The organism is Micromonospora orduensis (assembly GCF_006228125.1).
GTDB classification, from domain to species: Bacteria; Actinomycetota; Actinomycetes; order Mycobacteriales; family Micromonosporaceae; genus Micromonospora; species Micromonospora orduensis.
This window is the reverse complement of record NZ_VDFY01000146.1, coordinates 1-25,001: the sequence shown is the minus strand read 5'-3', so window position 1 is coordinate 25,001 and position 25,001 is coordinate 1. Positions and strand designations below refer to the sequence as shown.

24 protein-coding genes and 3 pseudogenes are annotated in these 25,001 nt (G+C 68.6%); 14 read left to right on the top strand and 13 right to left on the bottom strand.

Going from position 1 to position 25,001, the window contains the following annotated elements:
- Positions 1–53 precede the first annotated feature (53 nt).
- A complete protein-coding gene (locus FHG89_RS13385) occupies positions 54–257 on the bottom strand; it encodes a hypothetical protein (protein WP_139584711.1) in 204 nt (67 codons plus the stop codon).
- Positions 258–1,101: 844 nt separating this feature from the next.
- Between FHG89_RS13385 and FHG89_RS13380 the strand changes: the two genes are divergently transcribed.
- The 8 genes from FHG89_RS13380 to FHG89_RS13345 all read left to right on the top strand — a co-directional run bounded on the left by FHG89_RS13380 (position 1,102) and on the right by FHG89_RS13345 (position 7,101).
- A complete protein-coding gene (locus FHG89_RS13380) occupies positions 1,102–1,974 on the top strand; it encodes a universal stress protein (RefSeq protein ID WP_167517407.1) in 873 nt (290 codons plus the stop codon).
- Between the two features lie 291 nt (positions 1,975–2,265).
- The gene (locus FHG89_RS13375) at positions 2,266–2,559 is read left to right on the top strand and encodes a DUF3040 domain-containing protein (RefSeq protein WP_112674646.1); all 294 of its coding nucleotides are present in this window, start codon (positions 2,266–2,268) and stop codon (positions 2,557–2,559) included.
- 339 nt (positions 2,560–2,898) lie between these two features.
- Positions 2,899–3,498, top strand: a complete 600-nt coding sequence (gene folE / locus FHG89_RS13370) for a GTP cyclohydrolase I FolE (protein WP_112674644.1) — start codon at positions 2,899–2,901, stop codon at positions 3,496–3,498.
- A 252-nt stretch (positions 3,499–3,750) separates the two neighbouring features.
- A complete protein-coding gene (locus FHG89_RS13365; RefSeq protein ID WP_167517406.1) occupies positions 3,751–4,164 on the top strand; it encodes a TraR/DksA family transcriptional regulator in 414 nt (137 codons plus the stop codon).
- A 76-nt stretch (positions 4,165–4,240) separates the two neighbouring features.
- The gene (locus FHG89_RS13360) at positions 4,241–5,065 is read left to right on the top strand and encodes a rod shape-determining protein (protein WP_139584708.1); all 825 of its coding nucleotides are present in this window, start codon (positions 4,241–4,243) and stop codon (positions 5,063–5,065) included.
- 452 nt (positions 5,066–5,517) lie between these two features.
- Complete coding sequence (locus FHG89_RS13355) at positions 5,518–6,198, top strand: helix-turn-helix transcriptional regulator (protein WP_139584707.1); 681 nt, start codon at positions 5,518–5,520, stop codon at positions 6,196–6,198.
- Positions 6,198–6,536 (top strand): cupin domain-containing protein, encoded by a 339-nt coding sequence (locus FHG89_RS13350; protein ID WP_139584706.1) that lies wholly within the window; start codon positions 6,198–6,200, stop codon positions 6,534–6,536. The genes FHG89_RS13355 and FHG89_RS13350 overlap by 1 nt, the downstream gene beginning before the upstream one ends.
- Positions 6,537–6,747: 211 nt before the next feature.
- Entirely contained in the window at positions 6,748–7,101 is a 354-nt protein-coding gene (locus FHG89_RS13345) for a hypothetical protein (RefSeq protein WP_167517405.1), read from the top strand.
- A 174-nt stretch (positions 7,102–7,275) separates the two neighbouring features.
- Here FHG89_RS13345 and aceE read toward each other — a convergent pair whose 3' ends face one another.
- The 3 genes from aceE to FHG89_RS13330 all read right to left on the bottom strand — a co-directional run bounded on the left by aceE (position 7,276) and on the right by FHG89_RS13330 (position 11,428).
- Entirely contained in the window at positions 7,276–10,026 is a 2,751-nt protein-coding gene (aceE, locus tag FHG89_RS13340; protein ID WP_139584704.1) for a pyruvate dehydrogenase (acetyl-transferring), homodimeric type, read from the bottom strand.
- A gap of 209 nt (positions 10,027–10,235) precedes the next feature.
- Positions 10,236–10,691 (bottom strand): hypothetical protein, encoded by a 456-nt coding sequence (locus FHG89_RS13335; protein WP_222431417.1) that lies wholly within the window; start codon positions 10,689–10,691, stop codon positions 10,236–10,238.
- Positions 10,688–11,428: a helix-turn-helix transcriptional regulator gene (locus tag FHG89_RS13330; protein WP_167517404.1), complete on the bottom strand. Its 741-nt coding sequence runs from the start codon at positions 11,426–11,428 to the stop codon at positions 10,688–10,690. The genes FHG89_RS13335 and FHG89_RS13330 overlap by 4 nt, the downstream gene beginning before the upstream one ends.
- A 75-nt stretch (positions 11,429–11,503) precedes the next feature.
- Between FHG89_RS13330 and fdxA the strand changes: the two genes are divergently transcribed.
- A complete protein-coding gene (gene fdxA / locus FHG89_RS13325) occupies positions 11,504–11,845 on the top strand; it encodes a ferredoxin (RefSeq protein ID WP_124773212.1) in 342 nt (113 codons plus the stop codon).
- A 294-nt stretch (positions 11,846–12,139) separates the two neighbouring features.
- Here the strand turns inward: fdxA and FHG89_RS13320 are convergent, their stop codons facing one another.
- The 5 genes and pseudogenes from FHG89_RS13320 to FHG89_RS13300 all read right to left on the bottom strand — a co-directional run bounded on the left by FHG89_RS13320 (position 12,140) and on the right by FHG89_RS13300 (position 15,897).
- Positions 12,140–12,655, bottom strand: a complete 516-nt coding sequence (locus FHG89_RS13320; protein WP_244295412.1) for a DUF488 domain-containing protein — start codon at positions 12,653–12,655, stop codon at positions 12,140–12,142.
- Positions 12,652–13,017 (bottom strand): annotated as a pseudogene (locus FHG89_RS34300) (carboxymuconolactone decarboxylase family protein). The gene FHG89_RS13320 and the pseudogene FHG89_RS34300 overlap by 4 nt, the downstream one beginning before the upstream one ends.
- A 67-nt stretch (positions 13,018–13,084) precedes the next feature.
- Positions 13,085–14,215, bottom strand: coding sequence for a baeRF3 domain-containing protein (locus tag FHG89_RS13310; protein ID WP_139584702.1), 1,131 nt, complete (start codon positions 14,213–14,215; stop codon positions 13,085–13,087).
- A gap of 375 nt (positions 14,216–14,590) precedes the next feature.
- Positions 14,591–15,400, bottom strand: a complete 810-nt coding sequence (locus FHG89_RS13305) for a CBS domain-containing protein (RefSeq protein WP_167517403.1) — start codon at positions 15,398–15,400, stop codon at positions 14,591–14,593.
- Between the two features lie 179 nt (positions 15,401–15,579).
- A complete protein-coding gene (locus FHG89_RS13300) occupies positions 15,580–15,897 on the bottom strand; it encodes a hypothetical protein (RefSeq protein WP_139584700.1) in 318 nt (105 codons plus the stop codon).
- A gap of 464 nt (positions 15,898–16,361) precedes the next feature.
- On the opposite strand from FHG89_RS13300, the gene FHG89_RS13295 reads away from it, so the two are divergent.
- From FHG89_RS13295 to FHG89_RS32925, 3 genes and pseudogenes are all read left to right on the top strand, one after another.
- On the top strand, positions 16,362–17,492 hold the full coding sequence (locus FHG89_RS13295) for a PucR family transcriptional regulator (protein WP_244295411.1): 1,131 nt from the start codon (positions 16,362–16,364) through the stop codon (positions 17,490–17,492).
- 154 nt (positions 17,493–17,646) lie between these two features.
- Positions 17,647–18,023, top strand: a pseudogene (locus tag FHG89_RS13290) (transposase); the annotation flags it as partial.
- A 300-nt stretch (positions 18,024–18,323) separates the two neighbouring features.
- Positions 18,324–19,523 (top strand): WD40 repeat domain-containing protein, encoded by a 1,200-nt coding sequence (locus tag FHG89_RS32925; protein WP_167517402.1) that lies wholly within the window; start codon positions 18,324–18,326, stop codon positions 19,521–19,523.
- A gap of 436 nt (positions 19,524–19,959) precedes the next feature.
- Here the strand turns inward: FHG89_RS32925 and FHG89_RS13275 are convergent, their stop codons facing one another.
- On the bottom strand, positions 19,960–20,979 hold the full coding sequence (locus FHG89_RS13275; protein WP_244295410.1) for a hypothetical protein: 1,020 nt from the start codon (positions 20,977–20,979) through the stop codon (positions 19,960–19,962).
- A 450-nt stretch (positions 20,980–21,429) separates the two neighbouring features.
- Between FHG89_RS13275 and FHG89_RS33700 the strand changes: the two genes are divergently transcribed.
- The gene (locus FHG89_RS33700) at positions 21,430–21,711 is read left to right on the top strand and encodes an IS110 family transposase (protein ID WP_280116065.1); all 282 of its coding nucleotides are present in this window, start codon (positions 21,430–21,432) and stop codon (positions 21,709–21,711) included.
- A 29-nt stretch (positions 21,712–21,740) separates the two neighbouring features.
- A complete protein-coding gene (locus tag FHG89_RS13270; RefSeq protein ID WP_280116066.1) occupies positions 21,741–22,571 on the top strand; it encodes a transposase in 831 nt (276 codons plus the stop codon).
- Positions 22,572–22,606: 35 nt separating this feature from the next.
- On the opposite strand, the gene FHG89_RS13265 is transcribed toward FHG89_RS13270, so the two are convergent.
- From FHG89_RS13265 to FHG89_RS13255, 3 genes and pseudogenes are all read right to left on the bottom strand, one after another.
- Entirely contained in the window at positions 22,607–23,134 is a 528-nt protein-coding gene (locus FHG89_RS13265) for a hypothetical protein (RefSeq protein ID WP_139584698.1), read from the bottom strand.
- Between the two features lie 338 nt (positions 23,135–23,472).
- A complete protein-coding gene (locus FHG89_RS13260) occupies positions 23,473–24,417 on the bottom strand; it encodes a TRM11 family SAM-dependent methyltransferase (RefSeq protein WP_244295414.1) in 945 nt (314 codons plus the stop codon).
- A gap of 43 nt (positions 24,418–24,460) precedes the next feature.
- Positions 24,461–25,001 (bottom strand): annotated as a pseudogene (locus tag FHG89_RS13255) (hypothetical protein); the annotation flags it as partial.

The window sequence follows — 25,001 nt, the reverse complement described above, 5'->3', positions numbered from 1 at the left end:
TCGCCGGCGCCGGTCGGGGCGTGTCGTGATCATCTGGCACCCGGGGGTGTCAGCTAGTCCATTCGGTCGCCGTGCTCCGGATGCAGGTCGCTCAGGTACTTGTCGGCGCAGCGACGCGCGTAGTAGCGGACAGAGATCAACGTGACAACGCCCAGAACCAGCCCTAAGCCGATCTTGTCGGCGTTCAGCAATGCGACAGCGATCGTGATGAGGGCGATGGCGAGGGTGAGTGCGGGTAGCTGGCACTTGAGGCCCATCCGTTCCTCCAGCCCGGTGGCAGCGACAGGTGATATGCGAGGCTGCGTCGGTCGACGACGGGGCTACCGGCAATGACCTGATCGGAACTCCGCCGGTGGGTCCACGCCCGGTGCGATCTGGCACCATGTTCGTCGCGCCTACGCCGGCAGGGCAGGTGGGCGCAGCACCAATCTGGACTCGCTTGGTTGCCGACGGGCGGCAATCTGCCCGGTGCCGCCCAGCCGGACAGGACCGGAGCGGCGTCTGAACCGGGGCGCCTTTCGTCGCTTCTCTGGCGATGCTTGCTCATGACCGGCAATCCGGGGCCACCAATGTGTCCGTCGCCGACCCTGTGCGCACAGGGCAAACCGATTCATCGTTGAGGAGAGCGGCTGCGCGGTGGACTGGCACCAGAAGCTGCGCGTCTTTGCTCGCGGGACGGGTTGGGCAAACCCGGGCGGGGACGAGAGTCCACCGCAGGGCCGTCCCGGACTTTCGGCGCAGGGCTGGTTACGGCGACGCCGGCCATCCGAGTCCTTGCCGGTCGCACCGAGCTGCGGTGCAGCCGCCAATCAGGCTCTGGCGGGCGCTGCGGAGACACCGCGCCGGAGCGAGGAACGGAGACCACGCCCGACCGTCTTCGACACACGTCCAGAAGAAGGGGATCATCATGCATTTCTATATGCATCGACCGGCATCACTGCTCGCCGCTGCGCCGAGCCATCGCGTCTCATGTCCCGCGACGGGCGGCGACGTCGGCCGGGCCCACAAGGCGCCCGCCGGCAACGCCGACTTGAACGTCGTGTCGTGCTCCCTGCCGCGCGGACGTTCGCTCGGCACCAGCGCAGTGGTGGAGGTCTTGCGATGAGCAGGCTCGTGGTAGTCGGCTTCGACGGTTCGGCGACAGCCCGGTCCGCGGTTCACTACGGCGCGTGGGAGGCCGTGCGGCGCGGCTGTGGCCTGCGCATCGTGCATGCCTTCGGTTGGCAGGTGATCGGGCCGCCCTTCCACGCCCCGTACGATCAGCACGATCAAGGGCCGCGGGCGGCGATGCTGGACCTGTTGGCGCGAACCGCACAGCAGGCCCGCGCCGATCATCCTTCCCTGTCGGTGACCACTCGCCTGATCGACGGTTCGCCTGGCGGGGTGCTGGTCGACCTCTCACGCGACGCTGAGCTGCTCGTCGTTGGTCATCGCGGCCTGGGCGGGTTCGCCGGGCTCTTGGCGGGCTCGGTGGCTGCCCAGGCCTCAGCGCATGCGTGTTGCCCGGTCGTGGTCGTGCGCGGCGACACCCCTTGCGATGACGCGCCGGTCGTTCTCGGCACCGATGGTTCACCCGGGGCCAACAGGGCGGCAGAGGTCGCCTTCGCGCAGGCGCAACTACGCGACGTCGAGCTGATCCTGGCCCATCATCAGCCGGCGCGCAGCAGCTCCGCGGGTGCGATCGCGGCGGGCGACCCCGGGTTCTGGGTCACGGTCGGCGATCCTGCGGCAGGCGCGCTCGGCGTCGGCGCGCGCTATCCGGACGTCAAGTACCGTACCGAGGTCGTGCCGGGCGATTCCGTCGCCGCGGCGTTGATCGCCCTCGTCCGCCGCATGTCGGCCGGCCTGCTGGTCGTCGGCTCCCGGGGACTGGGGGGCTTCCGTGGGCTGGTGATGGGCTCGACGTCGCGGAACCTGATCGAGCACGCCCCGTGCCCGGTGATGGTGGTTCCGGCGATCCACGACGGGGATTGACGGCGTGCCGTCATATCGATGTGTCGGGCTCGGCCCGGGCTCGCGTCCACCGACCGGGTATGAGGTGTGACGGGCGGTTTGCTGTGGTTCGGCAGGTCCGACTTTCGCAGTTTGCTGTTGTCGGCCCTGTCGATGGGATCAGGTCAAGCCGGATGCTGTCCGTGGACAAACGACGGATCGGCAGGCGGCGGCTCGCGTCCGCCGCCTGCACCGGTCACATCAAACGGAGACGCCACGAGGCGGGCTGCACGGTAGGTCGTTGCGGACGGTCGCCAGTCGGAAAGGAGCAGCATGCTCAGCGACGCAGAACAGCGCAGGTTGACGGAGATCGAACGCGGACTGCGGTCAGAAGACCCCGAGTTCGCCGATCGATTCGGCCATGCCATGCAGAGCCGCCCGCACAAGTGGCGCGGCATGACTCCACGCACCTGGCTGATCGCAGCCGTGCTGATCATGGGCTTGGCGGTGTTGACGACCAGCCTCGGAATCGCGCTCATCGCGGTCGGTGTGGCCGGCGTGAGCGCGGCCATCTGGATCACCGACCACACCCGGTGGACCAATGATCGACGACCACCACAGCCATAGGGCGGCGGCCCGCTCACAGACCGACCGGTGACCGCGCCCGCGGACGATGCAACAAGAGTCCGGGCGTCAGTGCGGGTCTGCATGGTGAATGCCGGGCGCCGCTCGACCAGCGGCATCCGACGAGAGGGCCTGCCCACCGCTCGCAGGGCCACGCCCATCGACCGAGCCCCGTTCATTCTGACCGACACGATGATCGGCGATTCGGTTGCCAGGTAGAGCGACACTGTCGTCCCCGCATACGGAGTCGTGCCGCGTCCGCCGGTGGCGCCGCCCACGTGCCCATGCCAGTTCGGTCAATGACAGTCGTGTCTGCGCACGGCGGCGTGCGAAGGGAGCACCATGACCACCACCGCTGCGTTGCGCGTCGGTCAACGGCGACCGGACAAGGATCTGGTCGCCGCGGAACTTGCCGCCGCCACGTTCCTCACCGCCCTCGGTGTCGACCTGACAGCCGGTGGGCTTGCCGAGACACCCGCTCGGATGGCGCGCGCCTACGCCGAACTGCTGAGCCCACGCGAATTCGCCTTCACCACGTTCGCCAACGACGAGGGATACGACGAACTCGTCGTGACCCGCGACATCCCGATCCGGTCGGTGTGCGAACACCACCTGCTGCCGTTCGTCGGCGTCGCCCACGTCGGCTACCTGCCCGGCGACCGCATCGTCGGGCTGTCGAAACTCCCCAGGGTGGTGCAACTGTTCGCCCACGGCCCCCAGCTGCAGGAGCGCCTCACCCGACAGATCGCCGTCTGGCTCGACACCCACCTGCGGCCCGGAGCCGTCGGGGTCGTCATCGAAGCCGAACACCTGTGCGTGACCATGCGAGGCGCACACGCCGCAGGCGCCCGCAGCATCACCTCCGCGTTCCTCGGACGTCTGCGCGACGACGCCCGCGCCCGCGAGGAGTTCCTGACCATGGCCGGTGTCGGCTCCCCTTGATCGCACGCGGCACCGCGACACCCCAGGTGACCGATCAGCGCATGTCCCGATCGTCGTCGCCGGCGTGCTGACGCCACAGCGGCCTCACCTGGCGCCGCACGGCCGTCCGCACCGGGTCGTTCGCACCCGGTCGCTGAGGTTGCCGGGCACCGGAAGGGTCAACGTCGGTCGTTCTGCCCGTGACGGCTCCTGCGCTTACCCGATGAGTCCCGCACGCTTGACACAGCGGTCCCGCAGGTGAGGAGACACATGATGACGACGAGAGCGGTGACCTCCAGCCCCACCGTCGATGCCAGATTCGTCCGGCCGGGCGGCGCGGCCACGCCGCTGCGTCGCGGACGGTCGGACCCGACGCCACGGGTGTTCGCCGACCGGCGCCGCGATGCGATTGCCCTCACCTGGGACCTAACGGTCCACCAGTTGCATCAGGCGTTCGGGCGGTGCGTGGCCGCGCCGTCGACCGAGGCGCTGGACGACGTCATGTCGCAGGAGTTGGCGCGGACGCGGCTTGCCGCGGCGCGATATGCCGTCGACGACATCCAAGCCGCGCTCAGACGCATGGCCCACGGCACCTACGGCATATGCCAACAGTGTGGCTGCAGCATCACCGCTCATCGTCTACAGGGTTCACCAACCGCTCAACGATGTGCCACCTGCCAGGTGTAACAAACTCGCGGTCTTGCGCACGCCGCCGGGCGCGGCGAGACCGTCCTATCCGAGCGTCGGTAGAAATGAGGTCGGCATGTCCGTATCCACCACGGTGGTCTCCGGCCAGCAATCCTCCAGCGGCCCGGCGGGCGCGGCACCCGCCGATACCCGGGCGAGTGCCGAGACCTCGCCCACCGCGATAGCCGTCAGCCTCGGCAGTGGCCAAACCCACGTGTGGGTGGCCGGCCGCGGCGGCTTGAGCTGCCCGAGCGGCGACACCGTCGGCACCTCCCACGCTCCGGTACGCCGGGGACGCGTCGCCGACAGATCCGGCTGTATCGATGTGCTGGCAGGGCTGATCCGCCGGTACCGCGACCCGATCCCGGCCGGCTCGGTCGTGGTCGTCTGCCGGCCCGTGCTGGCCAGCGCGACGGAGCAGGACGCGCTGCGCCAGGTCGCCGCAGCGGTGTTCGCCCCGTCGCGGTTGGTGTTCATCGACACCGTACGCGCGGCAGCCATCGGCGCCGGCGCCGGCGCCGGCAGCCTCGTCATCGCCGACGTCGGCGCTGAAATCATCGAGGTAGCGGCGCTGCGGCACGGCAGAGTCCTGGCGGCGCATCGCACGGACATCGGCACCCGCGACCTCAAGCGCGGTGCACCCACCGAACTCCTCGCCCACGCCACCACCCGCATGATCGATGAGCTGCGCCAGGACCCGGCCGTCGAGGCCCTGGTCCCCGCCGCGTTGACCCGCGGCCTCATGGTGGTGGGCGACGGCGCCATGACTCCCACCCTGATGGTGAAGATCGCCGCGAACCTGCGGATCCCGGTGCGGTCTGCGGTCGCACCATGGACCGCCGCGCTCAACGGCGCCGGACTCGCCGCCATGTCCGTAGCTCGTCACCCAGCGACGCGATGACCGGCCGACGCAGCGACGCCTGAACCCAGCTCACTTACGGTCGGCGATGACATCGCGATTCTCCCGCTCCATAGTTTCTACAACCAGGTCTTGTGTAAACTCTGGATCATGAGGTGCGCGATTCTCCAGCCGTGCGCGGGGCTTGTGGACCGTGCGCGCCGACGGATGCCCCGTGGACCGCGCGTACGAGGTCATTCGTTCCTTACCTCCAACCCGACGAGTGGTGCACCACGGGCCCTGCAGGCTGGTTCATCGGCGGCGGTGATCGCCTTCCAAGACGACCTCGCGAGCCACCTGATGCCTTATCTGCCCGAGAAGGTTTCCTGCTCGCTGCTGCTTCCCGGTCGTGCCGGTGCACGGCGATCATCCGGTGGGGCCGCAAGCACGGCTCGCCCCACGATCACGATGATGGTGGTCGGCCCGCCGCGCCGAACCGAGGTGGAGGAAATGCCATGACGTCGCCGGAGCCGGGCCAGCACGCGGCAGGCCGCCGCGGACAGGTATTGCGGCTGCTGCGGGACGCGCGCAGCCCGATGGCTGTCGCCGAAATCGCCGAACGGCTCGGGATCCACGTCAACACCGCACGGTTTCATCTCGAGAGCCTGGTCAGTGACGGTCGGGTCGAGCGCACCACCACCGACTCCCGCAGCCCGGGACGTCCACCGCAACTGTTCCATGCGGTACGGCGCATGGATCCGATGGGTCCCCGGCATTTCCGGGTGCTCGCCGAAGTACTCGCCGAGGTGATCGCGGCCGATCCAGATCCGAGCAGCCGGGTCTTGGCGACCGGACGCCTCTGGGGACGTCACCATGCGTCCGCCATCATCGACGCCACCGCACCGGACGAAGCACCCGACCCGGATGAATCTGTTGAGCGGCTGATGCGGTTGCTCGACGAGTTAGGCTTCGCACCCGAGCGACCCGCCGGTGGCGACCGGCCACAGATCGATCTGCGGCACTGCCCGTTTTTCGAGCTCGCGATCAGTCGGCCCGACGTCGTGTGCCCGGCACACCTGGGCCTGATGCAGGGCGCGATGCAGTCGTGGGCCTCGCCCATCACGGTCGACCGACTCGACCCCTTTGTTCAACCAGACCGGTGCGTGGCCCACCTGAGCGCTGTTGGAGGATCCTGATGGATGCCCTGTCGTTGACCGCCCTGGCCGAGGAGCAAGCCGCCGCGGCTCATGCCTCGTCGGCCGGGCGTAGCGCCCGCACGATCCACGGCGGGCAGACACATGCCCTGCGTCAGACGGTGCTCGCCCTAGCGGCGGGCCAGAGGCTCGGCGAGCACGAGAGCCCCGGTGAGGCAACGCTGCAGGTCCTGGCCGGGCGGGTACGTCTGAGTGCCGGCGACGACTCCTGGGAAGCGGCCACAGGTGACTATCTGATCATCCCACCGGCCCGCCATGACCTGACCGCGGTCGACGACTCCGCGGTCTTGCTGAGCGTCGTCACCGACCGACGGGAGTGACCGCCTCGGCCGACCACCCGGCAGGCCGAGCAACCGGCCGGCGCAGCAGTTGAGCGCGACGTCGCCGCCCGCCCCGCGGCGCGGTTCACAGCCGAACCCGGCAACCGTCCTGACCGCGATCGGCGTCTGTTCGGTGGTGATCGGTGGCCTGGTCGCCGCGGTCACCGAGCCACTCGATCTGGCGCACGGCAGCTAGCTCGCGGCCTATCTGGTGCTGGTCGGTGGCGTGACGCAGTGCGCCATGAGCCAGGCCCGGATCCGGGGACCCGAGGTCATAGCGCCGAGCGGCAGCTGGGCACAGATCGGCTGCTGGAACGTGGGCAACGCCCTGGTGATCGGTGGAACCCTGACCGGTGAACCCTTGGCGGTCGATTTCGGCTCGGCGCTGCTGGTCATCGCGTTGGCGATCGCCTTCTGCGTCGCACGACCCGGTGCGGGTTCGGCTACTAGCTCGGCCGCCGGTGGGGTGTCAGCGCTGGTCGGCCATGTCCACCGGACGCTGCTGCTCGTGCTGGCTGTCAGCATCCCGATCGGCATGGCGCTGGCACACCTGCGACACCCCTGACCGCCGTCGCCGACTGCCGCTGCTGCTGAGCGGCTTCGCGCCGCAGCGGATGATTCCGCTCCATCGCCGCGACACTGCATGCACACGTTGGGCGCACACCCCCATCGGGCCAGCCCGAGCTGCTTGTCGCCTCGGTGAGACATCCGGCGAATCACAGCTGGGCCGGCCCCTTCCCTACTCGACGGACCCTTCGGTGCTGCCGGGCGTGGCCGCATCGATTTCATTCAGCCGGTACAGCTCAATCGCCCTAGCGGGCGAGGACGCGTCGATTTCTCCACGGTCGGCGAGTTGGGAGAGGACCCGCAGCACGATGGAGGGTGCGTCGACGTGGAAGTGGCGGCGCAGCGCCCCGCGGGTATCGGAGTGCCCGAAGCCGTCGGTGCCCAGGGAGGACCAGGTGGCAGGCACGAACGGTGCGATCTGGTCGGGGACGGCTCGCATCCAGTCGGACACGGCGGTGACGGGGCCTGGCGCCTCGGTCAGCCGGCGGGTGACGTAGGGGATTCTGCGTGGCCGGTCGGGGTGGGTGAGGTTCCAGGCGTCGGCGGCGATGGCCTCGCGGCGCAGTTCGGTCCAGGACGTCACCGACCAGACGTCGGCGGCGATGCCCCAGTCGTCGCGCAGCAGCCGTTGTGCCTGCAGCGCCCATTGCACGGCGATGCCGGAGGCCAGGATCTGCGCCCGCGGGCAGCCGGTTTCCTCGGCGGTGCTGTAGAGGTGCATGCCGGCGAGGATGCCGTCGACGTCGGTGTCGGCCGGCTGGCCGGGCTGGGTGATGGGTTCGTTGTACAGGGTCAGGTAGTAGAAGACGTTCGCGTCCTCACCGTTGCGGGTTTCGCCGTACATGCGGCGCAGGCCGTCGCGGACGATGTGGCCCAGTTCGAACGCGAACGCGGCGTCGTAGGCGACGCAGGCGGGGTTGGTGGCGGCCAGAAGCAGCGAGTGGCCGTCTTCGTGTTGCAGTCCCTCGCCGTTGAGGGTGGTCCGGCCGGCGGTGGCACCGAGCAGGAAGCCGCGGGTCATCTGGTCGGCGGCCGCCCACAGGCCGTCGCCGGTGCGTTGGAACCCGAACATGGAGTAGAAGATGTAGATCGGGATCATGGGTTCGGCGTGGGTGGCGTAGGAGGTCCCGGCCGCGGTCCAGGACGCGGTGGCGCCGGCTTCGGTGATGCCCTCGTGCAGCAGGACGCCCTGGGTGTCCTCCTGGTAGCTGAGCATGAGTTCCCGGTCCACGGACAGGTAGTGCTGTCCGTGCGGGGAGTAGATCTTCTTGGACGGGAACAGGGCGTCCAGGCCGAAGGTGCGGGCCTCGTCCGGGATGATCGGCACGAACCGGTGACCGATGTGCGGGTCCTTCATCAGGTCCTTCAGCAACCGGACGAACGCCATCGTCGTGGCGACCTGCTGCCGGCCGGAACCGCGGGCGGCGACCGCGTACGCCCCGGCGCCGGGCAGGGCGAGGCGCAGGTTTCGCGTGGGACGGTCCGGCAGATAGCCGCCCAGGACACGGCGACGCTCGTGCAGATACTCCAGCTCCGGGGAACCGTCGGACGGGCGGTAGTACGGCGGCAGTATCTCGTCGAGTGCCGTATCGGGAATCTCGAGATGTAGCCGGTCCCGGAAGCCCTTGAGGTCGTCGAGGGTGAGTTTCTTCATCTGGTGGGTGGCGTTGCGTCCCTCGAAGTGCGACCCGAGTGTCCAGCCCTTGATGGTCTTGGCCAGGATCACGGTCGGCTGGCCGGTGTGCGTCACGGCGGCCTGGTACGCCGCATACAGCTTCTTGTAGTCGTGGCCGCCGCGGGTGAGTCCCCAGATCTGGTCGTCGGACATGTCCGCGACCATTGCGGCGGTGCGCGGGTCACGGCCGAAGAAGTGTTCCCGTACGAACGCCCCGGATGCGGCTTTGTAGCTCTGGTAGTCGCCGTCCGGGGTGACGCTCATCAGGTTGAGCAGCGCGCCGTTGGTGTCCGCGGCGAGCAGCGGGTCCCACTGCCGGCCCCAGATCACCTTGATGACGTTCCATCCGGCGCCGCGGAAGTACGCCTCCAACTCCTGGATGATCTTGCCGTTGCCGCGGACCGGGCCGTCGAGGCGCTGCAGGTTGCAGTTGATGACGAAGGTGAGGTTGTCGAGGTTCTCGCGGGCGGCCACGCCGATCGCGCCGAGCGCTTCGATCTCGTCCATCTCGCCGTCGCCGAGGAACGCCCACACCCGCTGGCGGCTGGTGTCGGTGATCCCGCGGTGGTGCAGGTAGCGGTTGAACCGGGCCTGGTAGATGGCGTTGATCGCGCCGAGGCCCATCGAGACGGTCGGGAACTGCCAGAAGCCGGGCATCAGCCGCGGATGCGGGTAGGACGGCAGGCCGCCGCCGGGATGCGACAGCTCCTGGCGGAACCCGTCGAGCTGATGTTCGGTCAGTCGGCCCTCGAGGAAGGCCCGTGCGTAGATGCCCGGGGAGGCGTGGCCTTGGAAGTAGATCTGGTCGCCGCCGCCCTGGGCGTGGGGGCCGCGGAAGAAGTGGTTGAACCCGACCTCGTACAGCGACGCGGCCGAGGCGTAGGTGGAGATGTGCCCGCCGACCCCGATCCCGGGTCGCTGCGCCCGGTGCACCATGATCGCGGCGTTCCACCTGATGTAGGCGCGGATGCGCCGTTCGATGTCCTCGTCGCCGGGAAACACCGGCTCCAGCTGCGGCGGGATGGTGTTGAGGTAGTCGCTGCTGTGCAGTCCGGGAACGCCGACGTGCTGTTCGCGGGCCCGCTGCAGCACGCTGAGCATCAGATACCGGGCCCGATCGGCTCCGGCGTGTTCTACGACCGCGTCGAGGGAGTCCCGCCATTCCTGGGTCTCGGCGGGGTCCAGGTCGACCAGTTGGCTGGGCAGCGCGCCGCTGGTCAGTGGCTGCCGGTGGAGTTCTGCGGTCATGGCGTGGGCCTTTCTCACAGCGTTGCCGTGCTGTTGTCTCGACTGCCTGATCGGATGGCGCATCGCGCACGCCCGGGGCAAACGTTGACGTCCATGGGTCCAGGTGACGGGATCGTCGTGGTGGTTGAACACGGCCGGGCCGATGGTCGCTGGACCGTGCGGATTGCGGTCGGCGCGCTGGCCGGGGGACCCGGCATCGGGTGGCGGACTCATGGCATGAGCCGTAGGGCGACCACGATCCCGAGCGTGGGCAGGAGAATGACTTTGGCGCATTCGGCGGCGATGTAGGCCAGGTGAAGACGCGATCGTGGTGGTACCTGCCCGCCGATGATTTGGTGGGCACGACGGTCCAAGCGGGGGCGTAACACCGCCACCTGGACGACCAGGAGCGCCCAGAGCCCGATCAGCACGGTCGTCGGGACGCCCGCGATGGTGGATCTGCCGGCAGTGCTCGTGAGCACCGCCAGTGTGAGCGCGGCGGCGAGGAGGAGTTCCGCGGCGTTGAGCGCCCGGAAGACCAGCCGGCCGATGCCGAGCCCGAGCGGCAGGGTGATGCCCGGCGCCCGGAACTTCAACGGGGTCTCCAGGAACGAGATCGCCAGGACCATGCCGAGCCAGACGAACGGGACAGCGAGAAGCACCACGGCAGCCAGGCGAGCGGTCACGGCTTGCCTCCGGAGCCGGTCGACGGCGGGATCTGTCGCCCGGGGGACGGCGCGGTCACGGGAGTGATCCGGGCGAGGCACAGATGCGGCTGGACGAACGGTTGCAGACTGACCGCGGCGGGCGGGGCATCAACGTCGGCCAGAGCCCGCCGCAGCAGACCCCGATGCATCGAGCAGACGACGTCCGGGTGTTTTATAGCGACCGCGCGGAACGGGCAGGCATGCAGCCGGATCTCCAGGCTGTCACCGTCGCGGACGAGATCGGGCTCGAAGCCCAACTCCGCGAACACCGCGTTCACGTGTACCGCCGCCTCGGCCAGCGTCGCGGCGGGAACCGCCGGTCCCGGTTCCTGGTGTCCGGCCCAATCCCAGCCGGCCTGTTCGGCCCGCCGCGCCCGTTGCTCACTGTCCCCGGCCCAACGCGCGGCGAGGATCCCGGACAGCAGTTCGTAGCCGGTCTGCCCGCCGGCGACGGCGCGGCTGGCCGGCAGATAGAGCCGTCGAGGTCGCCCGCGTGTACCGGACTGGACGGCCCGGCTGGTCACCAGCCCGGCGTCAGTGAGGACGTCCAGATGGAAGCGGGCCGTGGTGACGTGCAGGCCACACGCCGCGGCCAGCTCACGCACGTCGAGCGGGCCGTCGGCGGCACGCAGCGCGTCCAGTAGTCGTAGCCGACTGGCGACGGCCAACGCCCCATGCGTCTGGCTACGCACATCCGCTCGATCGTCATTGCTCACCCCACCATCATAATAGAACTGATGCTGATAGTCTAAAATCGTTGAGCACTTCACCCGTGCACCGAGGAGGTCGGCGTGACGTATGTGATCGCGGAGCCCTGCATCGATGTCGTCGACCGGGCCTGTGTCGAGGAATGCCCGGTGGATTGCATCTACGAAGGAGACCGGGCGCTGTACATCCACCCCGACGAGTGTGTGGACTGCGGCGCGTGCGAGCCGGTCTGTCCGGTGGAAGCGATCTACTACGAGGACGACCTTCCCGCGCAGTGGTCGGTGTTCACCGCGGACAACGCCCGGTTCTTCGCCGAGCCGCTGCCGGGAAAGGCAACGGCGTTGGACTCCCCCGGCGGGGCGGCCAAGCTCGGCCGTGTGGGACTGGATACTCCGCTCGTCGCCGGGCACGCGGGTCCGGCCTGAGGCGAGCACCGAACGGAGCATGCGCCACGGCCGCAGACCGGGCGGAGCGACGGTGTGTGGCGCAGGCGGTGTGTTGAGGTTCTGGCCGGGCGAGAAGCTTCGCGGTGTGCCGGACACCTCGTCGAGGCGCTGATCGCTGACGCGTCTCCCACGGAGGCGTCGACTTTCGACCTGTTGACCGTGAACGCCGACCGTGGCGCCACGATGACCGGCATAACCGTCACGCGGCTGTTGGGCGACCTCACGTTTGGGCCGCTGCCATGGCCGGCGGTGCTGCGCCGGATCGGACGATGTCTACGGTGCGTCACACACCAACACGCCAGCTGAGCTAAGCCGTGCACCGGGGGCTACCCAGTGGCCGGTGAGCCGGCCGCGATGATCGAGGTGGCACACCGTGCATCCACGGACTGCGGTCAGGTGGTCCGCGATCAGACGGCGGTGACAACGCCACCAGAGCGTCTCGCTGCACATGATCGCGGTAGGGCCGGCACGCAGGTCGCCGATCAGTTCCTCCGCGGCCTCCTGGAACTGCGTGGTGCGCATGTGGGATGCGTAGGCGCGGAAGGCGTCTACCCGCCACCACGTGTCCGGTGAATCGGCCGGCAGGCACCGACGGCCGCCCAGCCGCTCGTCGCAGCGATACCGGATGCCGGTGGCGGGCAGCCAGCGGGCGAGTGCCTCCCGGCCGGTGTACGGGTGCGCGCGGCTGCCCGGGTAGCGGCGTACATCGACCAGCAGGCGCAGGCCGGCAGTGGTCAGCAGACCCGCCAGCTCCGTTTGGGAGGCGGTGCCGTGCCCGACCGTCGTCAACGGGAGAGGTTCAAGGGTGTGCGTATCCAGCTGAGGGAAGGTTCGCGTTGATGGGTGAGCGCATACAGCGCCAGGGTGGAGTGCGCATAGGCGCCTCCAGCGCGCATCGCGGCGGCCACCCAGATCGCCTCCATGATCTCCTGCGGGCTGGCGACCTTGCGTGAAGCCAGGCGGGTATGTCCTTGGATGCACTAGGGGCATTGAGTGGCGCGGGCGGCGGCTACGGCGATGAGTTGCTTGGTGTTCTCGGGCAGCGCACCATCGGCGAACACGGCACGGGTGAACGCTTCGAACGCGTCGTGGGTCTCGGGTGCGAGCTCTTTGCGCTGCGCGGCGATCTCGGGAGTGGTCGGGTGATACATGGGATCGCTCATGGGTGGCCTCCTGTCCAGGTAAGGGTTTGAACATCGAGCAGGGTGGGCGGTTCTGTCAGTAGCGCAGGGTCGCGGCTATCGGGTTGGCGTCGGGCATGCGTGGGGCGGGCACGGCGTAGACGGTGCCGGCGTGGCGCAGCGTTGCCGCGGCGGCGAGGTCGAGTTGATCGCTCGTGGTGGGTGTGTCGGTGAGCAGGATCAGCGGCTCGCGGTCCGTGCGGGTGCGCCATGCGGGGGTGTCGGTGCAGAGGAACAGTGTCTCGACCTGGCCCTGCCGGGCTGCCGCGAAGATCTCGTCGGGTGTGTTGCTGGTGCGTCCGGTGCCGTGCAACGCGCGGTATCCGGCGGCGGCTGCGGTCTCGTGGCCGCGCAGCACGGGTTCGACCAGCGCCCACGCCCGGCGGTGGAGTTGATCGGGATTCGTGTCCCGTGGGCTGCCGTCGATGCCGTCGGGCAGTAGCTCAGAATGCGTGTTGGCCTGGTGGTAGATGGCTTGCAGGTAGCGCGCACCGGCGAGGACGACGGGGGCTTGGTCACCGGCGAGGAGCTCGCGCAGGGCCTGGTCGACGCGCCGGAAGTGCTGCAATATCAGAGGCTTGACGTCGTGGTCGTCACCGCCGTGGAACACGGCCCGGCCGCCGGCGCCTCCGCGGTCGGCGAGGAAGGCGTGCACCTGTGGTCGCCGGCGCGGCATGCTCAGCCACACCGCCAGCGGGAGCCCGTCGAGGTTGACCTGGTCGAGGCCGAACCGGGTGCCGTGGAACAGCCGGATCTCGTCCTGGCTCAGTGCCAGGATGTAGAAGTGGCCGCCCGCGTTCAGCAGCGGTAGCAGCGGTCGGACCATGAACCGGTCGCCGACGGTCACCAGTTCGGGTAACCGCACCGCAACCCGCAGGTGTTCGAGGCCGTCCGGTCCGAGGAACACCGCCAGACCGTCGCTGGGCTGGTCCCACAACCCCACCAGGTCGAGGAGTCGATGCCCGGGCTCGAGTAGCGCGTCGATCCGAGCGGTTGGCATGCCGTCGGTGCGCAGCGCGTGGTGCGCGTGCTGGAGCTGGTTCTTCAGCCGGACGCGGTTACGCTCGATTTGAGGCCCGCCGCGCCGGGTGGGCAGGAAGATGGAGCCCCGTATGCCGCCGCGCTGGTCGGCAAGCCGGAGCAGATCATGCGCGTTCAGGATGTCCATGCTCACCTCTCATGGGAAGTCGTCCGGCGCGCCCATGGGGCAGCGCATCTCCGATTCGATGCCGGCATCTTCGTGGCTGGACCAGCGTTTGCGCGCGTGCCCCAGGCTGGGTGGCCCTCGCAGTCACCATCGGCATCGGCATCGGCGTCGGCATCGGCATGTGTCACCAGTTGGCCGGTGGGTCACTCGCCGGGAATGATTGCCTGCCCCATTCGTCGACAATGTCACCGGCGAGCCCGCTGGAGTCGTCGTCGATTCCCGGCGGCTGCCGGGGCGCATCCGGTGTTCGGTCGTGCAGATCGATGATCGTGTCGTGGTGTTCGCCGTCCGGACGCGATGGCACCGGCGATGGGCGCGGGTCCGCCTGCGGCCTGGTCATTGCAGTGCCGCCGATCGAGTCACGATCTGCTGCTCGTGGTCGCCGATCCGGTCTGCGGGTCCGCTGCCGGCTGACCAGGCGGGAAGGCGCCCGATCCACCAGCCGAGCAGAGGATCACGCTCGGCCGCCTGACGCGCGGGAGCCGCCGCGACGGTGTCGTCGACGTCAAAGGTGAGCTGGTCGACGACGTCGGTGACGCCGGGGACAGCCTCGCTCAGCCGGGCGGCGGCGACGACGGTCGTCTTGCGCGCGGTGCGCCCGGTGAGGGTGACGACACCGTCATCGACGGCGACCTGGACATCCCCCGGCGGGATCCACAGCGTACGACGCAGGACCTGGTGGATCACCTCGTCGCGGATGACGGCGTCGAGCCGAGCGTGGACCTTCAACAGGTCCGACCGGGTGACGATGCCTCGCAGTCGGCGGTCGCCGTCGACGACCAGCAGCCGACCGACCTCGCTGCGGTACATCACCCGGGCCGCCGCGGGCAGCGGCGCTTTGGCTTCGATGGTCAACGCCGGGCCGCTCATCACCTCCACGGCGGTGCCCTGCGGCCACCACACCGGCGGCGCCGCGCACCGGCGCCACCAACCGACATGCGGCGGGCTGCCCGGCGCACCGATGTCGATCTTCCTTCTCAGGTCGGCCCAGGAGACCACGCCGAGCACCACGTCGAAGCCGTCGACGATTGGCACGGCGGTGATCTGCCGGTCGGTGAGCACAGCGACGATCTCCGCGACCGACGCGTCCTCGGGTGCGGAGATCACGTCCGTGGTCATCACATCGCGTACCCGCCACTGCGGCATGCTGTTCCTCCTGTCGGCGACGATCTTGTGAGGTGCGCGGCGGCGCACCCGATCGGTGGTGACGAATGCTGGCGTGATGGGGGCGAGACCGTTGGGGTTTGGGTCAACCAGACCGCCGTCTGCGTGGGTCCCGCCCATGCGTGGTGGTCGCTTGGCCGGCATACGCGTCAGGGATGCGCTCACCTCCGGTTGCGAACACGACGGCCAGGCGCGACGCTGGTAGCGCCAGATGCGGTCACGTCTCGACGGCCGGCCACAGGCACACTGCTGACCGGTTCGCCGTCAGGGTGCCGTCGCCGCAGCTCCCAGCGTCGGCGGTACAGCAGCACGGCGCGGGCGTAGCGCCGCAAGTGGTACAAGCCGGTTAACGCGGCGACGCTGGCGATCATCAACAGCGCATCGATGACACTGCGGCTCACGAGCAGCGCCACGGCGAACACGAGGACAGCCGCAGCAACGGCGATCGTCAGCCACAGTCGAGATTTACGGAACCGCATGACGTTCTCCCCTCTGCGAGCAAAAGCCCACCGGTGCCATGACATGAAGGAGCTAGGGCCTGCCGGGAATCTCATCGACGCCTACGCGCCGGCGTCCGCGCTGCGGATGCAATGGCCTGAGGTCAAAGTCCATCGTCGTCTCGCCGGGCCTGTCCTCGGCAGGGCCCTGACCCACAGACACGACGGGTCTAGACTGCCGACTGTCGGCAACAATGGACTGAACCCTCGGCGTCGCCGGACACCGCCGACATGCACACAAACGGGTGCCGAGCCAGCGGAGATACGAATATCTGCGCCGGCCACCACCACGGGTGGCGTGACAAGTGGTGGTTCGAGGAGGCGAGGCGGAGATGACCGACAGCACGCGGCGACGCGGCGGGCGGCGGCCTGCAACACCGGAACCGGAAGATGCGTGGCTACTCAAAGTCGCCGAAGGAGCCAGCCGAGACGCCGGCGGAGTCCCGGTGGAGCTGCTCGGCGACTACCTGCGGATGCTCGCCGACGCGGCCACGCACGGCCGCCAAGCCAAAAGTAGAGAACTGGACGCGGTCGGCCTGCTCGGCCGCCGCGCCGCCGAACAGGGCATCTCCGCGGGGCCGGTCGTACAGCTGTATCTGTCCGCCGCGCGGCGGCTGTGGCAAGACCTGCCGATGGTGGTGCGCTCCCGCGACCGTGAAGCAGTCCGCGCCGCCGCGACCGCCGTCCTGCAGGTCATCGACGACGCGGTCGCCACCCTCGCCGAGGGATACGCAGTCGCCCGCCGCGACCTCGTCCGCCGCGAGGAGACCCTGCGCCGCGAACTCATCGACGACCTGCTGCGCGGTGACTCCGACCTCGGCTCCCTCGTCGAACGCGCCGAACCGTTCGGGCTCGACCTCGCCAGGGTCCACCAAGTGGCGCTGGCCGCACCGAGCCGACGACTACCCGACGCCGACGCGGCGATCAGCGCCCTTGAGGCGGTCATGTTCGACCGGCTCGGCGACCGCGACGTCCTCGTCGCGACCAAGGACGGCCTGCTCGTCGTGCTGGCACCCGCCGACACCGGATCAGTCGGCCGACTACCGCCGGCGATGGACGCGAGCAATGAACTCGGCCGCCTCATGCACCGCGAGCTGAGCCGACTGCCCCGGGGAGGACCCTGGCGGGTAGCTGTCGGCCGGTCCCACCCCGGTCTGTACGGCATAGCCCGCTCCTACGAGGAGGCCCGCGAAGCACTCGCCATGGCCGGGCGACTCCACACAGACACCCCCGTCATCAACGCACACGACCTGCTCATCTACCGAGTTCTGCTACGCGACCAACCCGCCATCGTGGACCTGGTACAAGCCGTACTCACCCCACTCACCCGGGCGCGCGGCGGCGCCGAACCGCTACTCGACACCCTGCACGCCTACTTCGACACCGGTGCGGTGGCCACCGAATCGGCGAAGCGCCTGCACGTATCGGTACGCACCGTCACCTACCGCCTGGCTCGCGTCAAAACATTGACCGGCTACGACCCCACTGACCCCAGCCACCGTTTCACGCTGCAGGCGGCGGTGCTCGGCGCCAAGGTCCTCAACTGGCCGCAGGAACCCCTACCCATTCCCACCTGACCCTCAGATTGTCGGGCACAGCCACGACCGACACGAACAAAACACGTGACCAGCGGACACCCACACGCGATGTCCGCGTCCCTCGGGTCTGTGGATCTAAAGGTGTTTCCGGCCTGACCTGCTGGGCGTTGTGCCTGGTGAAGAGGGTGCCGTGATGACCGCCACGCAGAACGATCAGTCCGGACGTAAGAAGCGGGCGGAGCCGTCGGCGGAGACGAAGGCCGCCGTCGAGCTGGTCCGGGCGGCCAAGGAACAGGGCCTGTCGCTGACGGGTCCGGATGGGCTGCTCCAGCAGTTGACCAAGACGGTCCTAAAGACCGCGTTAAACGAGGAGATGACCGAGCACCTCGGCTATGAGAAGCACGACGTGTCAGATGCCGGAGCGGGCAACATCCGCAACGGCAGCCGGTCGAAGACGGTGCTGACCGCAGCACTGGCCCGGCGCAGATCGGCGTTCCACGCGACCGGGCCGGCACCTTCGAGCCCCAAATCGTCAAGAAGCGGCAGCGGCGCCTGTCCGGCGTTGACGAAGGGTCGCCGTTGAGTTGAGTTCGACTACGGTTCGAGCGGCCGGCCGATGCAGGATTGCTCGCAGTTACCGACGAGAGAATGCCCCCTACACCAGGTCGCGAGCGACCTTGGTTGGGCGTCCTCCGGACGGCGGATTCTCCAGCTGCCGTTGGCCGAGCGAGCTGGTCAGTGCTGCGCCTCAGCGCAGTCTGCACTTCGTCAATCAGGAGGCCGGGGTCCGAGTTCGCAATCGGTTCAGAGGTCGAAATGCTCTGCATCCGGAGCACGGTCGAGAATGATGGTTCCGCTACGTTGTCCCGCATGGATGCTTCAGACCAGATCCCGGAGACACCCGGCAGGTTCGCGAGTCCCGCGGGCGGCGGAGGCGGGCACACCGACGCTGTTCGGGATCTCACCGCCGGGCGGTGGGAAGGTCGCACAGTGTTCGCCTCAGGCAGCGACGACCGGACCTTGCGGCTCTGGGAGGCGGCCACGGGACAGCCGCTCGGCCATGCGCTCACCGGACACGCGGGCAGGGTCAGATACGCGGCCTTCGCCGGACCGCACCGCGATATTCTCATCACCGGTGACGACAGCGGAGTGGTGTTGCGTTGGCGCTCCGACGCCGGTGTCCCGAGGAGCGAGTCCTTCGCGCGGCTGGAGAGCAGGATCGTCGGGCTCGGGGTGGCCAATGTAGACGGCCGAGCGCTGGTGGGTGTCGGGACCGGAGACGGGGTGGTGCGAATCATCGACGCCGTCACGGGCGAGCACCACGCCGAGGTGCGTGTCGACGCGGGGTGGGAACTGAACCGCGCGGACATCGGCGTGCTGGACGGGCGATTGGTGGCGCTAACCATCGCGCGCGACCCCGCCATGTACCGGCCCAGTCTGGCGACGTTGACCATGTGGGACGTCGCCTCCGGTCGTCCGCTCTACGAGCCCGGCGGCGTGCCCGAGGAGACCGAAGGCCTCGGGACTTTCGCGACACTGGACGGCCAGCTCGTCGCCATTCGGGGGATCGACCCCTACCACGATTTCGGCGACGGAGTAGACGTCGACGATGAACAGGAGCTCGACCGCACAGAGCACGAGTTCGACGAAGAAGACGAGGACGAGGACGAGGACGACAATCCTTACCAGTCTGAGTATTTCCTGGAAGAGACGGACGACTTCTGGATCGTCGATGTCGCCACGCGCAAGGTGTTGAAGGAATACCGGAGGCCCCCGGCCGGGGCGAGTGTGGCGACCTTTGCCCGTTCCGGGCGCAGATTCGTGGCGTTGGTGCCGTTGCTCACGGTCATCAACGTCATCGACGCTGGCGTCGGAGCCGAGTCCGGAGGGCTCGACGAGTTCCAGTACACCGGGCACAGTGCGAATGTCTGCTGCGTGGCGACGGCCGAGTTGGACGGACGCACGATCGTGGCCTCCGGTGACAGTACGGGCAATATGCGCTTTTGGGACTTGGATACCCCAGAACGGTCGCCGCACCCGCGTAGGAGCCTGCCTTTCCAGAACTCCTGACTTTCCGGTTTGCGGAGCGCCCGCGGTCGGCGTGACCGCTTGCGTGGACCGGCGGCACCGCATGCGGCAGTGGCAGGGATCGAGTCACAGCCGTTGCGGTGCCGCGGCACGGTGTCAGCGCCTTTCACGCTCCGCGATTCGATGATCCCCGCCGTCGGCTCGGGCTCGCGGCCGTGAGCCACCCGGATCTGCTCACGTAGCTCGGTCAGGATCCGCTCGGTCACGCCCCGCCTGTTCAGCCGTGTGAAGTGCGCGTACGCGGTCTGCCAAGGCGAAAAGTCGACCGGCCAGGTACCGCCACGCCCACCGGCTGTACGACGACGGCCGGCGTCCGCTGCAGCGGGCGGACGCAGACGTCGGGGTCGACGACAGGCGACGTGCATCCAAACCGGATGCAACCCCGGATGGGGAGCATTCCTAACTCCGCGCGCTGCTGCTACGCGATGGGGCCTCCCGAGGGAACGGCCGGCGCCACTTTTGGGTTCTGCAGTGCACCCGGCAGGAGCCGGTCGATGGCCTCGGTGAGCTGGTCATGGATGTCGGTGCTCCACCCGAAGAAGGACGTCACGTACGACAACGCGTTGTAGTACGCGAGCACCGCAGCCGCTGTCTGTCGCTCGACGAAATCGGTCTCCACGTGAAGGATGGCGACCAGCTCATCGGGATGATCCGACGACGGCACCCACTCTCGGAGGTCACGAGTCGGATACAGCGTCGGGTGAGTCACGTTCGACAGGTAGTCGTAGATGCCCTCCGAAATCTTGCTGGTGACCATCGAACCTGCGTGCTTCTTCAGCAATCCGTACATCGAGGTCACTGCCTCGCCCGGCTTCGCCAAGGTCTGCCCGCCCAGCATCCACCGGCTGAGGCCATCGAGGGTTGTGCCCGGGAACCGCCCGGCGATCTCCGCCTTGAGATTCCTGTAGGTGTTGTCCAGCTGCTTGTACAGGTCGGTCGACTTCCCGCCGAGCCGGCCGGCTGCCTTTTTAGCCTCCTCAGCGCTCAGGAGCTCCTCGAGATACCCACGGACCAATAGATCCTCTGGCCCGTCGGCCCGGTCGCCGAGCACCCAGAAGACACGAGCGCTGCACTCGATGACCCCACGAACCACCATCCCGGGCGTGAACAGCACCTCACCCGCGCGATAGAGGGCAGACAGCGCACCAAGATGACCAGCCGCAGTAAGCAGATACGTCTGAACGGCACCCGCAACCAGTCGATGCCCGGTCTCCAGACGCGGTGCCGCCAGAAGCGGATCTGGACTCGGCAGAGCCGCTGCCAGCACCTCCGCCGCCGAACCCAGCGTGGGCCGCCAGTGGAATCGATCTGCAGTCCTATGGAATACCACCCGGCAGATGTGGCACAGCTCAGCGAGCTCCAGCAGTCGAGCCTGCGCGGCGCCGCCCGCCGCGACCGTGCCATCATCCGGTGTGCGGGTGTCTTGGCCACCGGTCATGGAGCCCATTATCCGTGTTGCGTCGATGCCCGGCCACGGAGTTTCCGGCACCGATCGCAGGTGACGGCCGAACGCGAAGATCGCCCGCTAAGGCACGGGACGACGAACTGCCTGCTTGCTCATCAGCAGTTCCGTGTGCCGCAGGATGCCGAGAAGCACTACGGTGCGTGACGGCACATCGCTTGGCGTCGCGCCCGATCGGCGGCTACTTATCTACTGGTGGTACGACCGCAGCCCGGCCAGGCTTGGTCGAGGTGACCGGCGGGGTCGCTCTTTCGGCGGCTGCCCACCGCGGTTTGGTGTGGCTCTCATCTGGCATGCGTCCTGCCGGTCACCGTGGCGCGGAGAGACTCAAGAGGGGTCTGCCCAGCTCGAAGTAGCGCTGCCCTCCTCGCCGGATTCAGCCCCGGTCTGATCGAGGAGAACGAGCGTGGACAGGTCATCATCGGTATGGACCCGCACAAGCGGTCCGCGACCATCGAGATCATCAACGACCGCGAGAAGGTTCTCGCGCAGGGCCGGTTCACCACCGACCGCGACGGCTACCGGCCGATGCTGGAACTCGGTCGACAGCACAAGGACCGTGTCTGGGCGGTGGAGGGTTGCAACGGGATCGGCCGGCACATCGCTCAACGCCTCGTCGCCGACGGCGAAACCGTGGTGGACGTCCCGGCGAAGCTGTCCGCACGGGCCCGCGTGTTCGACACCGGTCAGGGCCGCAAACCGACCTAGTCGACGCCCACAGCGTCGCCGTCGCCGCCCTGCGGGCGAAGGGTCTGCGGCAGGTCACCGTCGACGATGTGACGGTTGCATTGAGGCTGCTGGTCGACCACCGCGACGGTCTCGGCCACGCCCGCACCGATCTGCTCAACCGCATCCACAAGCTGCTGCTGGAGCTGCTGCCCGGTGGGGCGAAGAAGTTCCTGTCCGCCGCCCAGGCCCGGACCCTGCTCAACACGATCCGGCCGCGTGATCTGGTCGGGCGCACCCGCCGCCGGCTGGCCTCCGAACTGATCACCGAACTGGTCCAGGTCGACAAGAAAATCAAGGCCGCGAACAAGGAACTGACTGAGCTTGTCGAAACCACCGGCAGCAGTCTGCAGGACCTCAACGGCATCGGCCCCTCCGGCGCCGCCCGCCTGATCGGAGACGTCGCGGACATCAGCCGATTCGCCAGCCGCGGGCACTTCGCCTCCTGGAACGGCACCGCACCCCTGGACGTGTCCTCCGGCGACCAGCAACGCCACCGCCTGTCCCGAGCCGGGAACCGGCGCATCAACCGGGCCCTGCACATCATGGCCGTCGTCCAGCTGCGCCACGACACCGAAGGCCGCGCCTACTACCGGCGCAAACTCGCCGCCGGCAAGACCCCGATGGAGGCCATGCGAGCACTCAAGCGCCGGCTGTCCGACATCGTCTACAAGCAAATGATCAAAGACGCCAAGAAAGCCGGGACGGGCCCGGGAGGACACGTGGGGAGGACTCTTCAATCCAGCGCGGCCGACCCAATCCCCATGATCGACACTTCGGAACAGTCACTTCCCGGACCCGCCAAACCCCAGCCTAGAACACGACTCCTCGCCGCCTCTTGACACAGAGGGGTGCCAGAAGCGGATGCCTGCGGGGTTCAGCCGCGGCTGGCGTACAGGTACACGGTGACTGCATCGGGTGCGTCCAGGTTGACCAGGAGCGCTCGACGTGTGCCCTCTGCCGTGGGTTGCTCCTCGTCGAGGCCGGAGATAGTCTTGGCGGTTTCGGGGTCCCACAGGTTGCCGCCACCGACGTTGTGCTTGGCGTCGACTGCCCGAAGCCCCGGCGCGAGAGCCGTTGTGAAATTTGCCGCGGCGACGAAGGCGTCGAGTTCGGTGCGCGGCATGCGGACCTTCGCCGAGAGCTGGGTTTCCAAGCCGTTGCTGTACGCGGCGGTGAGCAGCACGCTGCCGGGCGGCAGGGTCACGTGAGCGACGGCTTCCACCTGGGCCGCGCTGGCGACCTCTGGCTTGGACTGTACCGGGAGCAGGTCTATGTCATTGCTGTCGACAGACAGGCCCGCCACACCGCACGCGATCAGCGACAGAAGCAGGCTGATGCACCCAAGCACGAGTGCGGCCGTGCCACTCCGGTTGCGCGTCCTCGGCGCAGCGGTCTCGATCATGGCCAGCACGATACGGCGCGCGCCTCATCGGCAGATCCGCGCGTCGGCTCGTGGAGGTTGGCCGTCAAGATGGGTATTGAGAGACGCCACCGTATCGGCGTGGCACTCAACAAGCTTCGCCCAGTCGCTGATTGACCATGGGGCGACGACATATGCGCCGCCGCCCTCCCGTCAGGCGATCGTTGCCCACAGCTCATCTGAACCAAGCGGTCCGATCGAAGGAAGCCGCGAGCCCTGCGCAGTGCCGAGCCTCCGCGTAGTCACCGAGCGCTAGGGTGGGTCCGAACCCGAGTGTCCGGATGGCATGACGAGCCCACCGGACACCCGCATTCGCCGCGTCAACACTTGGGTTCGTTGCAACTCGCGGAGATTTGGGGGCGGCGGAAGATCAGCACGTCCTCGTGTGTGATCAGGTGTAGCGGGGTGCCGCCGGCGCGGGCTTTGCGTACGGCCTGGAGTTGGAAGAAGGATGGGCGGGCGATGAGGTGCCCGTCGCGGACTGCCGCGAGCAGCGCAACGCACCGCTCGGTGGGGATCAGGCCGGCGCGCATGCCGGCGGCGATGACCGCCGACGGCAGGTCGACGAGCTGGCCGTTCTTGCGCCATGGTCGGGCGGTGACGACGACGGTGCCGCCAGGGCGCAGCAGGGTCGCGCAGCCGGTGAGGATGTGTGCGAAGCCGTCGGCGAGGCCGGTGAGGTCGCGGTAGGCGAGGTTGCCGCGGTCGGTGCCGTCGTTGTAGGCGTTGTCGAATTTCGCCACGCCGTCGGCTCCGGGCCGGACGAGGCCGTGCACGGTCGGCCCATACGGCGGCGAGGTCACGACCAGGGCGACCTGCCCGGTGAGCGCGGCGGGTAGCAGGGACCGCAGGCGGGTGGCGTCGCCGCGGACCACGGAGGCCCGGCTGGTGGCGCCTTGGCGCTGGGCGTGGGTGATGTTGGCGTCGGCGATGTTCGACCAGCGCGGTTCGTACTCCACGCCGATGGCGTCGCGGCCGGCGTGGATGGCCTCGACGAGGGTGGTGCCGATCCCGCACATGGGGTCGAGGACCAGGTCGCCGGGGCGGGTGTAGGCGCGCACCGCGTGAGCGGCGATCGCGGGGAGCATCCGGGCGGGGTGCTTGACCGACTCGGGCACGTACCGGCCGCGGCGCTGCACCGGCCCGGTCTGCTGCGCGGTCGCCCATACCGACAGGTCCTTCGGCCCGTTGGGTGCGCGGTGACGCCTGCCGGTGTCGCGGTGGCGACCGGCGTGGTCACGATGTTGGCCCTGGTTGTCCTCCACGCGGCTGGCCGGCTGGCCTGGGTCGGTGGGAAAGGAGGTGTGCTCAGTCACGGCGGTCACCGCCCTGTCGACGGCTCGGCCTCTGCGACGCCGAGGGTGGTGGTGCCGGGCTGAAGACGAGGAGGTCGGCGTGCACGCGCAGGTGTGCCACCGCCCACGGGTGGCTGCTCTGCTGGGCGAGGGTGAGTAGTTCCTCGTCGGTGACGTGGTAGCTGAACGCGTCGCCGCTGGTGTCGGCGGCGACGGCGACGATGTGCTGCAGGTAGCCCAGGCCGACGGCCGCGGCGGCGGTGGCCGCCGGGGTGAAGTCCTCCGGTCCGAATCCCCCGTTGGGGGCGGTGACGACGAGGACGAGGCAGCCGCCGGGGCGCAGCAGTCGCGCGCATGCGGTCAGCAGCCACGCCAGCCGGATCCGGTTGGTGGCGTCGGCCGGGTCGAGGGGCAAGCAGGCCACGACGAGGCTGGTCGCTTCCACCAGCGGCGCGTCACCGAGATGGGTGGTGGCCTCGTCGGCTGGCAGGTCCGGGTCGGTGAGGTCGTCGCCGAACCACGTGCGCATGTCCGGCAGTTCGGCGCTGCTGTCG